At 70.9% G+C, this 13507-nt stretch carries 16 protein-coding genes; 4 read left to right on the forward strand and 12 right to left on the reverse strand.

Features of this window, described 5'->3' with window-relative positions; translation table 11 throughout:
• Positions 1-42: 42 nt before the first annotated feature.
• From VTA80_RS21960 to VTA80_RS21995, 8 genes are all read right to left on the reverse strand, one after another.
• Complete coding sequence (locus VTA80_RS21960) at positions 43-1419, reverse strand: MFS transporter (RefSeq protein WP_407343185.1); 1377 nt, start codon at positions 1417-1419, stop codon at positions 43-45.
• A gap of 171 nt (positions 1420-1590) precedes the next feature.
• Complete coding sequence (locus VTA80_RS21965) at positions 1591-2184, reverse strand: helix-turn-helix domain-containing protein (protein ID WP_407343186.1); 594 nt, start codon at positions 2182-2184, stop codon at positions 1591-1593.
• 64 nt (positions 2185-2248) lie between these two features.
• Positions 2249-2899 (reverse strand): hypothetical protein, encoded by a 651-nt coding sequence (locus tag VTA80_RS21970; protein WP_407343187.1) that lies wholly within the window; start codon positions 2897-2899, stop codon positions 2249-2251.
• Positions 2896-3516, reverse strand: a complete 621-nt coding sequence (locus VTA80_RS21975; protein ID WP_407343188.1) for a hypothetical protein — start codon at positions 3514-3516, stop codon at positions 2896-2898. Before VTA80_RS21975 ends, VTA80_RS21970 begins: the two co-directional genes overlap by 4 nt.
• Positions 3517-3575: 59 nt before the next feature.
• Entirely contained in the window at positions 3576-4178 is a 603-nt protein-coding gene (locus VTA80_RS21980) for a hypothetical protein (protein WP_407343189.1), read from the reverse strand.
• Between the two features lie 34 nt (positions 4179-4212).
• The gene (locus VTA80_RS21985; RefSeq protein WP_407343190.1) at positions 4213-5574 is read right to left on the reverse strand and encodes a hypothetical protein; all 1362 of its coding nucleotides are present in this window, start codon (positions 5572-5574) and stop codon (positions 4213-4215) included.
• A 65-nt stretch (positions 5575-5639) separates the two neighbouring features.
• Positions 5640-5927: a hypothetical protein gene (locus VTA80_RS21990; protein WP_407343191.1), complete on the reverse strand. Its 288-nt coding sequence runs from the start codon at positions 5925-5927 to the stop codon at positions 5640-5642.
• Positions 5928-6051: 124 nt separating this feature from the next.
• Entirely contained in the window at positions 6052-6252 is a 201-nt protein-coding gene (locus VTA80_RS21995; RefSeq protein ID WP_407343192.1) for a hypothetical protein, read from the reverse strand.
• Positions 6253-6365: 113 nt separating this feature from the next.
• On the opposite strand from VTA80_RS21995, the gene VTA80_RS22000 reads away from it, so the two are divergent.
• Together VTA80_RS22000 and VTA80_RS22005 are read left to right on the forward strand one after the other, a co-directional pair.
• Positions 6366-7367 (forward strand): LacI family DNA-binding transcriptional regulator, encoded by a 1002-nt coding sequence (locus tag VTA80_RS22000; RefSeq protein ID WP_407343193.1) that lies wholly within the window; start codon positions 6366-6368, stop codon positions 7365-7367.
• A 151-nt stretch (positions 7368-7518) separates the two neighbouring features.
• Positions 7519-8082: a hypothetical protein gene (locus VTA80_RS22005; RefSeq protein WP_407343194.1), complete on the forward strand. Its 564-nt coding sequence runs from the start codon at positions 7519-7521 to the stop codon at positions 8080-8082.
• On the opposite strand, the gene VTA80_RS22010 is transcribed toward VTA80_RS22005, so the two are convergent.
• Genes VTA80_RS22010 through VTA80_RS22020 form a run of 3 tightly spaced genes read right to left on the reverse strand, consistent with a single transcriptional unit; the run spans position 8006 to position 11326 of the window.
• Positions 8006-9658: an ABC transporter permease gene (locus tag VTA80_RS22010; protein ID WP_407343195.1), complete on the reverse strand. Its 1653-nt coding sequence runs from the start codon at positions 9656-9658 to the stop codon at positions 8006-8008. The genes VTA80_RS22005 and VTA80_RS22010 overlap by 77 nt on opposite strands.
• Positions 9655-10578: an ATP-binding cassette domain-containing protein gene (locus tag VTA80_RS22015; protein WP_407343196.1), complete on the reverse strand. Its 924-nt coding sequence runs from the start codon at positions 10576-10578 to the stop codon at positions 9655-9657. Before VTA80_RS22015 ends, VTA80_RS22010 begins: the two co-directional genes overlap by 4 nt.
• Positions 10579-10630: 52 nt before the next feature.
• A complete protein-coding gene (locus tag VTA80_RS22020; RefSeq protein ID WP_407343197.1) occupies positions 10631-11326 on the reverse strand; it encodes a TetR family transcriptional regulator in 696 nt (231 codons plus the stop codon).
• Positions 11327-11385: 59 nt separating this feature from the next.
• On the opposite strand from VTA80_RS22020, the gene VTA80_RS22025 reads away from it, so the two are divergent.
• Positions 11386-11961 carry a GrpB family protein gene (locus tag VTA80_RS22025; protein ID WP_407343198.1) on the forward strand — a complete coding sequence of 192 codons (576 nt, stop codon included), beginning with the start codon at positions 11386-11388 and terminating at the stop codon, positions 11959-11961.
• A 57-nt stretch (positions 11962-12018) separates the two neighbouring features.
• On the forward strand, positions 12019-12675 hold the full coding sequence (locus VTA80_RS22030; RefSeq protein ID WP_407343199.1) for a PadR family transcriptional regulator: 657 nt from the start codon (positions 12019-12021) through the stop codon (positions 12673-12675).
• Between the two features lies 1 nt (position 12676).
• Here VTA80_RS22030 and VTA80_RS22035 read toward each other — a convergent pair whose 3' ends face one another.
• Entirely contained in the window at positions 12677-13495 is an 819-nt protein-coding gene (locus tag VTA80_RS22035) for an isocitrate lyase/phosphoenolpyruvate mutase family protein (RefSeq protein ID WP_407343200.1), read from the reverse strand.
• Positions 13496-13507: the final 12 nt, after the last annotated feature.

The following is a 13507-nucleotide window of genomic DNA, read 5'->3' on the forward strand; positions in this document are numbered from 1 at the left end:
TGGGCATCACCACATCTGGGGATTGAGGTGGGGATCCTTCTGTCACTCCGGTGCCGTCGAGGGTGAGCGGCTTCCCCTCGCGATGGCGAGCGCGACGAGGATCAGGACCCCCGCCAGCGCGAACGTGACCCGCATCCCGCCGGCCACGGCGTCGGCACCGGCGGTCGTCACGTCGGTCGTTCCCGAGGCGAGCGCGAACACGGCCCCCATGACGGAGGCACCGGTGATCAGCCCGAGGTTGCGCGACAGGTTGAGCATGCCGGAGGTGACGCCCCGGCGATCGGGGCGGACCTCCGCCATGACGGCGGTGTTGTTGGCCGTCTGGAACACCGCATAGCCGACGGTGATGACGACGAGCGGAGCGAGGTAGCCGACGATCCCGAGCGTCGCCGGGACCAGGCAGAGGAGGAACGACCCGGCAGCGACTGCCGTGAGTCCCAGGATGGTCATTCGCGGTGCGCCGAATCGGTCGGCGATGCGTCCGGCGGGCACCCCGGTCAGGGCTGCGGCGAGCGGGCCGACCGACAGGACGAGGCCCACCTGGGCGGCGTCGAGGCCGAGCGCCCGCGAGAGGTAGAAGGGGCCCACCACCAGCGTCGACATCATGACCGTCGAGACGAGCGTGCTCATCGCCAGGCTCGCGCTCAGCTGCCGGTCTTGGAACATGGCGAGCTGTATCAGGGGTGATGACGCTCGAGTCTCGGCGCGCACGAAGAGGCCGACCCCAAGACCCGCCGCCAGCAGGAGCACCAGGTTGAGCGACCCGAAGTTCCCGCGCCCGATCGTCATCGCCAGCGCGTAGGCGGCGAGCGTCACGGCCAGCAGCACGGTGCCGACGTGGTCGAAGCCGGCCCGGTCAGTCGTCGGCCGCGGCCGATCGGCGGGCAGATGGCGGCGGGCAAGCAGGAGTGTCACGATGCCCAGCGGTGCGTTGACCAGGAAGATCGCCCGCCAGCCCGCTCCGGCGATCAGGACTCCGCCCAGCGACGGACCCAGCGCGGTGCCTATCGCGGACATCGTCCCGAGCAGTCCCATCGCCCGTCCGGTCTGCGCCTTCGGCACGGTCTCGCCGACGAACGCCATCGTGAGCGCCATCATCACGGCCGCTCCCAGGCCCTGCAGGGCGCGCGCGGCAACCAGAAGCCCGAGCGTCGGCGCAAGACCGCACAGGACCGAGGCCACCGTGAAGACCGAGATCCCGGCCAGGAGCAGCCGTCGCCGGCCGGTGAGGTCGCCGAGCCGCCCGACGCTGACGATCACCGTGGTGATGGCCAGCAGGTAGGCCAGGACGACCCACTGGACCTCCTGGAACGAGGCGGTGAACGCGTGCGCCAAGGTCGGCAGGGCGACGTTGGCGATGCTGGTGCCGAGCGAGGACAGCAGCATCGTGAGCGCGAGCGCCGCGAGCGCCCATCGCACCGAGGGTGATCGCGCCGCATCGACGGCGGCTGGCAAGGCGGGGCGTGGTGTGAGGGAAGGTGGTGGGCGCATACCGGGGAGCGTGCGGGAGTCGGGTCACGACCGGCAAGATTCGTTGCCGATACCGGGACGGCGGTCGCCGGCCAGATCGAGCGGCCCCTCGAGGCGCCGTCAGCCGACAGGTTCAGCGCGAGGCTTGGCCCGGACATGCATCCGCTCGCCCTGGCGGCCGAAGAGGCTCAGGACCTCCGCCGGTCCTTCGCCGGTGCTGCCGAACCAGTGGGGAACTCGGGTGTCGAACTCGGCGACCTCGCCGGAGGTGAGCACGTGGTCGTGGTCGCCGAGCACGAGGCGCAGGCGTCCGGACAGGACGTAGAGCCACTCGTAGCCTTCGTGGGCCTTGGGGTCCGGCTCGGTCTTGGTGATCGGGATGATGATCTTCCAGGCCTGCATGCCACCCGGCTGCCGGGTCAGCGGAACGACCGTCCGGCCGTTCGCGCGACGGGGCTTGAGCCGGACCCGAGGGTCACCGACCTCCGGGGCGCCGACGAGGTCGTCGAGCGGGACCCGATACGTGTGCGCGAGCGGGAGCAGCAGCTCCAGGCTCGGGCGGCGCTGGCCGGTCTCCAGACGCGACAGGGTGCTCTTCGAGATACCCGTGGCCTCGGAGAGCGCGGTCAGGGTGAGGTTCCGTTGGGCTCGCAACCGCTTGAGGCGCGGGCCGACCTGGTCCAGGGTCGCCGCCATCGCCGCCAGCTCGTCCATCTCTGGACCGTAGCGCCCTGTCCCGGAAACGGCAACGAGCTTTGTGAAAATGGGGACGTGACCCTCAGCCGTGGCTGGGTTCGGTGGTGGCCTTGCGGCGCAGGGACTCGAGGCGTTGGACCAGGCGGGTGGCCACTGCCTGGCTCGGTACCAGGGTGGTCCACCAGGTGCCCGCTGCGGGGAGCACCGCAAGTCGTGCGCCGTTGATCAGGTCGAGCTGGACCGTGGGTGACGGGCGGAACCCGACCATGGCGCGGCCCACGGTGAGCGTCGCCACCTCCGTCCACGGCACGACGAGCAGGCGGACCTGGTTGGCGGCGACCAGCTCGATCCCGTCGGGCCACACCACGAGCACCACGAGCGCACGTCCCGAACCAGCACCGGGTAGGTCGACGCCGTACCCGGCCAGGGCTTCCGCGAGGTCCGCGGTCGCGTACCCGGCCATTGCGCGGGACCCGGGTCGAGCCTTGGCTATGACCGAGCGGGTGCTGCGCACCCGGCTCACCACCACCGATGCGACCGCAGGCCCGACGGCGGCGAGCGCCAAGGCGACGAGCACGATGGTGGAGGCGTCCGCACCGCCTTGCAGAGCCCGGAACACGAGCACGCCGGCCAACCCCGCAAGTCCCGCCACTTGCGCCGCGGATGACGCGATCTGCGCGGTTCGCAGCCGGCGGCCGTCCACCGAGCCGGCCGACGATGTCGGACTGTTCATGCTTCCTCCAGTGCCGCCCAGGGCGACGTTTCGCTGTCTCGGTCGGTCGGGTCAGCGGCGTCGTCGAGCCGGTACAGGCTGCCCGCGATCGCGTCGAACAGGTCCACGAAGCCGTCACGCAGGTCGACCAATGGCGTGGAGAACGTCAGGTTCACCAGCCCCTGCCCGTCGGCGGGGTCCGACCAGTACTCACACACCAGGACCGGCCGGTCCGCCTCACCCCACGCAGTCGGCCCGGGGCGTTCTCGCACGGCGCGCAGCACCAGCCCGAACACGCCTTCGCCCGCATCCACGCACCCACCGGGCGGCAACGACGCCGTCAGCGGCTCCTGAACGGCGCGCACGCCGCCGTCGGTGTCGAAAGAACCCGCGACCCGGTAAGCCGTCATCGTGGCCGGAAACGACACCGGCCCCGCCCGGGTCAGCATCATCGCCATCACCCAGCCGCCCGCCGCGGCCGCCCGCTGCGCACCAGCCAGCACCTCGTTGCGGACCTGCCGCTTCAACCCGGGATTGGCGTCCGCATGACCGAACCGGCTCGCCACCAAGGCGGTCACCGCACGCGCGCGGGCGTCGTCGTCCTCCAGGGGAACCGTCCACCAGTCCCCGGGCAGCACAAGACCGACCCCAGGATCGCGGACCCGGCGTACCTCGCTGGTCCCTGTGCCGGAACTCGTCACGCTGGGGCGTCCCACAACGTGATCACGACCGACTCGGCGATGATCCTGGCCAGGCTCCCAAGCTCCTCCATCAAGCCCAGGTGCACCGTGTTGAACTGCAGGCAGAACGCGTCCACTGCACCGGGCGGGAAGATCGTGAACAGGATGTAACCCTGGATCGTCGTCTCGTGGCGCCGACGGAGGGTGTACGCCTCCACGACCGCCTCACCGGCCGGCACATCGGTGATCCCCACGTCGTAGTCGAAGACCTTCGACCCGCGACCCATGTCCTTCTTCACGTTCCGCCGCGCCACGAACGCCTCCGCCGAGACCACCTCACCGGGCTTGAACCCCCAGGTGAGGGTGTCCAGCACGGCCACGCCCTCCCCCGTGGACCGGTCGGGAACCCAGATCGCCATCTGAACACTGACGGGACCTTTGGAAAGCGCATCCGCGTTCAGTGCAAGCACCGAGCGACGCACCACCGCGACGGCGGCAGGCCCGTCCGCGTGGGCCGCAGCGATCTCGTCGGCGACCGCCTCGATACCCGCACCGACATCCCACGCTGGCCAATCGAGGTCGGGGAAGCCAAATCTCACCGTGTCGACAATCAATGCCATCTCAGCGGACTTCCTTCGTTGCCTTGGTTGTCGTTCATTGAACGGAATTTCGGGCGCTATCCACCGCGAGGGACCGCTCGACCACTTGGTTGGCGCCAAGCAGCCCCACCCCCACGCGACCCCAGACCGTGGGTGAGCGGAGAAGGGGTCCAGCGGACTTGTTGTGGAAGAGATAGGAACCATCACGGGCCACCTCTTCTTGCCCGAGGACCTTGAACGCCAGCGCGGAACGGTCATTCTTGAAGGCATTGGTGAGGTTGGCGGCGCCCTCGCTCAAAGGATCGGCGAGGTTGGAGGCCGGTCCCCGGGCGTGCAACCCGGGCGGACCGAGCGCCGTCGACTGCAGCAGCCTCGCTCCGCCCCGCAGATCCGAAGCCGTGTCCGCCACGATGGCCGACGGCTTCAGCACCCCGAACAACTCTCCCGCACGCCCCCCGATGCTGGGCGATGCTGCACGGGTCGTTGAACGGTATGACGTGATGCCTCGTGCAGGCAACGACACCGCCCTCGCAGCGGAGGTCGCAGCACCTCTCGTCTTGCCCGCAACGGTGGCGGTGCGCGCTACGGAACTGGCGCGCGCACTGCTTGCGGCCATGCGGACGCCCTGACTCGCAACACGTCCCACACCGAACGTGACCAACGCCAAAGCACTGAACCCCGCCTCGCCCCAGGTCCCATTGCCCGTCGAGGCGTTGACCGTGTCACGCACAAGGACCAGCGCACCGGCGATCAGCGCGACCGCCCCCAACGCGGCGTTCAGCCCTGGCACCCAGCACAGCACCATGGCCAGGAGCCCGAGCCCGGCCGCGAGCTCGTCCATACCGTTCCACGCCCACAACCCGACCTCCTGAGCGCCGCCGCCGAGGTTCTGCCACACGCTGTCGTGCAGATCATCGGCGGACACCACCGTCTTGATCAACGACGCTGCCGCCTCGGCTCCCTCGTCGCGCATCGCCGTCGCGGTGCCCAGCGTCACGCGAGCGGCGGACAGACTCTCGTCGCCCAGAGTCAGCTTGTTGCGCGCGATGGCAACCCGGTTGGCGTAGGCCGACGTCATCGCGCCGTCGAGCAGGTCAGCCTCCTGCCGAGACCAGTAGGAGATGTCTTGCTCGGCGTCGTACTGCGCCTGCACCGCAATCTGGGCCTGGCTCAACGCCTCCTGGGCGATGCCCTGCGCACGCGCGAGAGTCTCGGCGTAGGTGACCAGGGCGTTGCCGGTGGTTGCGTAGCGCTCCTGGGCGCGCTCGATCGAGTCCGCGACCTTGTGCGCCTTTGCTTGGACCTCGGAAATCGCTTCCGAGCACTGATCGAACCCGCCCGCGATCGCGCGCAAGGTCGCCGCCGCAGTCTGGATCTGGGTGGCGACCCGGGCGTACTCCTCGCCCGCGGCGCGCACCGACCCCGGGTCGCCCGAGACGGGATCGCACCACGCCAACGGGTACCACGACGATTCGGTACCGCTCACGGCGCTGTCCCTCTCGTAGCAAGCTCGCTGTCGAGCGCCTCGAGGGTCGTGCCGATCCGTGTGCAGGCCTCGCCGAGGAACGTGATGTCCTTGACCATCCCGATGCGGATCTCGTCCCACCCCATCGCAAACCCGGCCACCTGATCGGCGAGACCGTCATGCCCGATCGCACAGCGGAGCTCGCGCGCCGTCGCGTTCGCCGTGGCGAACTCGTCCGCGACCGCGTCCAGGCTCGTCCCGGCCGCGGTCATAGCCGAGGTGTCCACACGCAAGGAGTCGGCCATGGCGAGTCCTCCGCTGTCCTGGTGCCCGCGCCGCGGAGGTTCCGTGACGTCCGGTCGCGAAGAACAGTCGCCCCCGCTAGGGATGACCATAGCGCGCCACCCACATCCCCAGGTCGGGCGTCCGTCAGGGCGCTGACCTGCTGAAAGGAGCGGCGAAGTGACGCGCGTGGAGGGTGACCGTCCCTCCCGCTGCAAGGTCGATCGACGCCTCCCGGCCGGCCCAGACCACCCGGTGCCGCGTGCGACCCGGCAGACGGCGCGCCGTGAACGCCGCCTCGACCAACGTGGCCGCACCGCCGTCCGGCTCCCAGCGCAGCGCCGCCACGAAGCCCAAGTTCCCGTCGATCTGGAACGGCGGGTGCGTGGTCTCGCCACTATGGTGAGCGCCGACGCCGTCGGCGTCGCGGGCACCATCACCACCAGATCCGGGGCACGCCAGTGGCAACCATCGACGACGTGGCGCGCGCCGCGGGGGTCTCGGCGTCGACCGTCTCCTACGTGCTGTCCGGCAAGCGCCCGATCTCCGCGCCCACCCGGCAGCGCGTCGAGCGCACCATCCGCGAGCTCAGCTACCGCCCGCACGCCGGCGCCCGCGCGCTGGCGTCGAACCAGACCAACGTGCTCGCGCTGATGGCGCCGCTGCGGGCCGGCGTGGACGTGAGTGTCATCATGCAGTTCGTCGCCGGCGTCGTGACCAGCGCGCGGACCTTCGACTTCGACGTCCTGCTGCTCACGCAGGACGACGGCGCGGGCCTCGAGCGGGTCACGGACGGCTCGATGGTCGATGCGCTCATCATGATGGACATCGAGGCCGACGACCCGCGCGTGCCGGTGCTCGCCGGCCTGCGCCAGCCCGGTGTGCTCATCGGGCTGCCGCGCAATCCCGAGGGCCTGTCCTGCGTCGACCTCGACTTCGAGGCCGCCGGGCGCGTCGCGGTGCGCCACCTCGCCGAGCTCGGCCACCGGCAGATCGCCCTCATCGGGTCGCCCCGCGCCGTGCTCGAGCGGCACACGTCGTACGTCGACCGCATGCTCCGCGGCTTCCAGTCGCAGACCGCGGAACTGAAGATCGAGGGCGTGTACGAGCCGTGCGAGTCCTCGCACGCCGGGGCGGTCGCGGCGGTCGACCGGGTGCTCGCGCGCAACCCCGGGATCACCGGGCTCATCGTGCACAACGAGGTCGCGCTGCCGGGGGTGCTCGCCACGCTGCACGACCGGGGCAGGGTCGTGCCCGACGACGTCTCGGTCGTCGCCGTGTGCCCGCTGGACGTCGCGGTCGGACAACCGCTCCCCCTGACCTCGGTCGACATCCCCGCCCACGCGATCGGGAGCGTGGCCGTCGAGATGGCGATGGCCCGGATCGCCGGGGACCAGCCGGCCGAGACCCGGCTGCTGGCCGCGGTCCTGACCCGGCGCGACAGCAGCGCACCCCCGCGCTGACCACGGGCGGCCGAGCCCCGCAGCCCGAGCGGCCGTGCGCGCTCGCGCCGACGTCAGTCGAAGGTCAGCTCTCCCCCGGGTCGGACGTGCGACCCCTAGAGTCGGCCACATCCGGTGCACGGTTCATCAACGCATGGCCAGGGGGAACAGCATGAGCGGGCAGACGCAGGCACCGGGCAGCACATCGTCGTCGGACGGCGGGTCGGCACAGGACCCAGCGCCCCGGTACCCCTCGTCGATCGTCAAAGCGGTCTGGGTGATGCTCGCGCAGATCGTGCTGTCCTGGGTCGGGATCGCGCTGGCGCTGAACGCGGCCCACGGCGACACGCCACCGGGGGGCGAGCTGACTCCCTACGACCAGGTGGTCGGCGAGGTGACCGTGTGGGTCATCCTCATTGCGGTCTTCTCCTCCGCCCTCTATGCGCTGCTCGCCCGGCAGGTGCTGGTGGGCGCGCACTGGGCTCAGGTCGTCGTCTGGTTCCTTGCGGGCGCCAACGCCTTCTTCGGGGTCGTCGTCCTCGTCACGGCGGACCAGCACGGACGGAGCGACGCCTTCAGCGTGGTCGCGATCGTGATGAATGTCGCCCTGGTCGTGCTGCTCGCCACCCGCCCGAGCGCCGCCCACTTCGGCCGGACGCCTAACCCGCCTGCACGTCGCGGCGCGCGAACCGGGCCAGGCCGAACCAGACCAGGGCGCCGGCGGCGAGGGTCATGATCACCAGGGGCGTCCACGACATCGGCTCGAGCGGGAAGTACGGCACGGCGGAGAACGGCAGCGCGTCGAGCAGCCACGTCGGCAGGCCGAACACCTCGCCGAACATCATGGCGAACCACATGGCGGCCATCACGCCCCACGTGACCGGGATCGCCACTCGCGGCAGCCAGCCGAACAGCGCGACCGCGATACCGACGAGCACCATGACAGCGGGCCAGTAGGCGAGGGCGGCACCCGCCATGGTCGCCGCCTGCGACGAGTCGCCGATGACCGAGCCGTAGACCGCCCCGAGAAGCCCCCCACCGACGAGCAGCAGCACGGCCGACCAGACGGTGGGGATGAGCAGTCGCTCGAGCGCCCAACGGCTCCGGGACAGCGCACCGGCGAGCTGCGGCTCGATGATCCCGCTCGCCTCATCCGTCCGCAGCGACACAGCCGACTGGGTGGCGAAGATCGCGGTGATCAGCCCGATCATCCCGGCGAGCATCGCGAGCATCGCCTGGACGCCCGAGCCCCGCAGGATGTCCGCCACCCCGCCGCCCGCGTCGGCGAGCAGCGTGGTCATCGCGTCGATGACCGAGCCGAACAGGACGGCGGCGAGCACCACGGCGAGCGTCCAGCCGATGATCGGCCCCCGCTGCAGGCGCAGCCCGAGCCCGAGCGGCGAAGCCAGGCGCCGAGGGGCAGCGGCCGGTCCGGGGCGCCCGACGAGCAACCCGGAGCCGTGGTCGCGCGTCGCCTCGATCCGGGCGGCGACCGCGAGCAAGACAGCGGTCAGGACCACGAGCAGCAGGAACGGCCACCAACGATTGCCGGCGTACGGCTGCATCTCCTGGCCCCAGCCGATGGGCGAGGCCCAGGAGAGCACGCCGTTGCCGAGGTCTCCGACCATGCGCAGCACGTAGAAGCCGATGATCACCGTCGAAGCGAAGGCATTGGCACCGCGCGAGGTCGAGGCGACCTGGCCGGCGACCGCGCCGACGCCGAGCCCCACGAGTCCGACGCCGGCGACCGACGCGCCGAGGATGAACGAGCCCGCGAGGCCGGTGCCGTCGGGGTCGAGACCGTTCGCTGCCGAGGCGAGCGCGATTCCGAGGCCGACCGCCACGCACAGCAGCCCGATGACGAGCCAGGACGCGGCGGCGCAGGCGTGCCTGCCGAGCATGCGGGAACGCAGCAGCTCGGTGCGCCCCACCTCCTCGTCGGCCCGGCCGTTGCGGGTGACCAGGAACGCGGCGCCGATCGCCAGGCTCAGCGCGATCGTCATCCAGCCCTTGGTCCACACGGCACCGCCGAGGGTGTTCGCCGCCGGGGACAGCCCCGTCAAGGCCTTGATGCCCGGGGAGTTCGAGATCGCGGCGAAGCCGTCGAGCGACGCCTGGGTCGGGAAGAGGGTCTTGTAGTAGGACGCGATGAACGCGAACATCCCGACGAGCACGACGAACCAGACGGCAAACCGCACGCGGTTGCGGCGCACGACGAGCCGCACCATCGTGCCGAGACCGGTCAGGTTGTCCGCGAACGGGTGGGGCGTGGCGGGCGCAGCGACCCGTGGGGCCGGAACGGTGGTGGTCACTTCGGGCTCCGCGTGGTCATCGCGGCCAGCTCGTCGCCGTAGTGCCGAAGGAACAACGCCTCCAGCGACGGCGGGTTGGCCACCAGCGAGCGGGGCCCCAGGGCCGCGACAGCGGCGAGCACGGCGGGCAGCTCAAGGTCGTCGACGGCGAACGACACCCGGCCGTCGATGACGGCCAGGTCGTGCACGCCCGGCAGAGTCGCGAGGCCGTCCACCCCGCGGTCGAGCACGGTGGTGACCTGGGTGCGCGTGAGGTGACGCAGCTCGGCGATCGTCCCGGACTCGACGGTCGCACCGTCGCGGATGATCGTGACCCGGTCGGCCAGCTTCTCCACCTCGGCGAAGATGTGGCTCGACAGCAGGACCGACCGGCCGGCCGCCATCACCTCACGGATCGACTCGGTGAAGGCCGCCTCCATCAGGGGGTCGAGGCCGCTGGTCGGCTCGTCGAGCAGCAGCAGCTCGGCGTTGGAAGCGAGGGCCGCGACGAGGGCGACCTTCTGCCGGTTGCCCTTGGAGTAGGTCCTGGCCTTCTTGGTCGGGTCGAGGTCGAACCGGTCGAGCATCGACGCCTTGCGCTTCTGGTCGAGCGGGCCGGACAGCCGGCACAGGATGTCGATCGCCTCGCCGCCGGTGAGGTTGGGCCACAGCGTCACGTCCCCGGGCACGTACGCGATGCGTGCGTGCAGCGCGACCGCATCGGCCCACGGTTCCCCGCCCAGCAGGGTTGCCCGCCCGCCGTCGGCCTTGAGCAGGCCGAGCAAGATCCGGATCGTGGTCGTCTTTCCCGACCCGTTCGGGCCGAGGAAGCCGGTGACCTGGCCGGTCGGGACCGTGAGGTCCAGCCCCCGCAAGGCGTGCACGGCGCCGAAGCTCTTCTCGAGGCCACGAACGTCGATGGCCATCTCGGTGCTGGACATGATCTTCCTTCGGGTTGTTCGCGGGACGGGATCGAGGAGGGGGCGGTGGGCGTCAGGCGGTGCGGTCGCCCTGGCCAGGTCGGCCGGCTCTCGACGGTGGGTCACCGACGAACTCGAGGTAGTCATCGAGCATCTCGCGGCTCGCCAGCAGCCCCTCGGTGAACAGCTCGAGGGTCGGCAGGACCGTGCCGCGCTGGCTCGAGTGCAGCGACCCGACGAAGGCGTCGGGCGTCTGGTCGGGCGTCGTGAGGAACTGCACGAGCATCGCGCCGATGGTCTGCGAGGTCAGGTAGCGCACGCGCATCTCCTCGTCGCGCGAGGGACGCACCAGGCCGCTGGCAACACTCTCGGCCATCACCGCGCGAACATGGTCGACGAGGTTCTCCAGGAAGTCCTGCGCCGGCCGACCGCCGGCGTGGATCGCGCGCAGGATGTACACGAGGAGCGTGGCGGCAGGCCCAGGCACCGCCAGGTTCTCCATCAGGTACCCGCTCGGGTTGGCGATCGCCTCGGTCTTCAGAGCGTCGTAGCGCCGCAACGCCTCGGCGTCGCACTCCGACCGCAGCGCGGCCTTGGTGCCGAAGTGGTGCGTGATCAACCCGGGCGAGACGCCCGCCCGCGCCGCGATCGTGCGGTACGGAGCGTCGAAGCCCCCTTCGGAGAAGCACTCGATCGCCGCGTCCCGGATCCTCGCTCGCGCGGTCAGATCGGACGCCGGACGGCCGTGGGACACCTCGGCTATACGCATGACTGAAATGCTATATGCGCCACCAGCAGCCCGCAATCGATCCAGAGGAGAATGGGGTCGTGACTGACGAACGCGACGCGTACCTCGATTCCGTGCTGATCGGTGGACGCGAGCCGGCGAGCATCGTCGTGGTCGACTACGACGACGCGTGGCCCGCTCGCTACGAGGTCCTCGCCGACCGGGTCAGGCGAGCCCTGGGGCCACGGGTGCGTGGCCTCGAGCACATCGGGTCGACCGCGGTGCCGGGCCTGGCGGCGAAGCCCCTGATCGACATGCTCCTGCTCGTGGACGACGTCCAGGACGAGGCCGCGTTCATCCCGCCGCTCGAGGCGGCGGGCTTCGAGCTCCGCGTCCGCGAGCCGGACCATCGCATGTTCCGGACCCCGCAGCGAGACCTGCACCTGCACGTCTACGCCTCGGGCCGACCGGAAGCGCGCGACTACCTGGATCTGCGCGACTGGCTCCGCGTCAGCAGCGACGACCGCACCCTGTACGCGACCGTCAAGCGGCGCCTCGCGCAGCAGCAGTGGACGGACATGAACGACTACGCCGACGCCAAGACCGACGTCGTGCTCGAGATCCTCACCCGGGCGCGAACGTGGCGAGCCGCCCGAGCGCACCCCAGCTCCTCGTAAACCCTTGCGGGCGATAGGTTAGCGATATATCGTTGGCGTATCGATGAAGGGAGCGTCATGAGAGACGCAATGAACGACGAGCTCAACCACAAGGGTCACCGACCCTGGCACCACCACCCCGGGTTCGGTCCCGGCTTCGGGCCGGGCTTCGGCCCCGGCGGGCCGGGGTGCGAGGGCGAGGGGCATCGAGGCGGCCGCCGGCACGGCATGCGGGCCCCTCGCGGCGACGTGCGCGCCGCCGTCCTGCAGCTGCTCGGTGAGGAGCCGATGCACGGGTACCAGCTGATGCAGCGGATCGCCGAGCGCAGCCAAGGTGCCTGGCGCCCCAGCCCCGGCACGATCTACCCGGTGCTGGCCCTGCTCGAGGACGAGGGCCTGGTCGAGGTCACCCGCGGCCACGGCCGCAAGCTCGCGACCCTGACCGACGAGGGTCGCGCCTACATCGCCGAGCACGCTGAGGAGCTCGGCGACCCCTTCGCCGCCCTGACGCGCGAGTTCGGTACCCGGATCGACCTGCGAGAGCCCGTCGCGGACCTTCTCAGCGCGGTGCGTCAGCTCGCCCGCTCGGGGACGGCCGGCCAGCAAGGTGCCGCCCGCACCGTCCTGCGTGACGCGCGCCGCTCGCTCTACCTGATCCTGGCCGACGACGACGACGCCGAGAAGGCCGCTGATACCCCGGTCGACCCGGCCCCCTCCCCCACCGACGCCACCTGACTCAGCTCGAGCCGAAGCGACGCTGCAGTTCGGCGTACGCGATCGCGCCGTCGAGGAAGCCGAGGGTTCCGGAGTCGAGCAGCTCGCGGCCTGCTCGTTCCAGCTGGCTGAGCGCGGCTCGCGCCAGGCTCCCGCCCAGGCTGACCCGCTTGACGCCGAGGGCGAAGAGCGTCGGTGCGTCGATGAGGTTCACCAGCCCGGCCACCACGTTGAGCGGGACCGGGATGGCTGCGGCCAGCCGTCGGATCGTGTCCACGTCCGCAACCCCGGGCACGAAGATGCAGTCGGCCCCGGCGTCGACGTACCGGACCGCCCGCTCGACCGTCTCAGCGAACACGTCGCCGCTCGTACCGACGAAGTACGTGTCGGTGCGGGCATTGAGCACGAAGGTGCCGCGGGGCGCCGCGGCCCGAGCGGCCGCGAGGCGCTCGACGGCCTCCTCGACGCCGAACAGCCCACCCCTCCCGGCGTCCTCCAGGTTGCACCCCACCGCCCCGAGCTCGACTGCCCGGGACACGGTGCGGCCGACGTCGTCCGCGGTGTCGCCGTACCCGGCCTCGAGGTCCGCGGTCACGGGCACGCGCACCGCGCGCGCGATGAGACCGACGTGTTCGAGCATCGTGTCGCGGTCCAGCGTTTCCCCGTCGGGGACCCCCGAGGACCACGCGATACCGGCGCTGGACGTGGCGATGGCAGGGAAGCCGACCTGCTCCAGGATCCGGGCCGACCCGGCGTCCCAGGCGTTGGGGAGCACGAAGCCGGGCCCCGCGTGCAAGGCGAGCAGCGCGGCCGCCCGATCCGTCGACGTCCCGGTGGTCATGAGCCCATGATC

Origin of the sequence: Pengzhenrongella phosphoraccumulans, assembly GCF_045689905.1 — a bacterium.
In the GTDB taxonomy this organism is placed as follows: domain Bacteria; phylum Actinomycetota; class Actinomycetes; order Actinomycetales; family Cellulomonadaceae; genus Pengzhenrongella; species Pengzhenrongella phosphoraccumulans.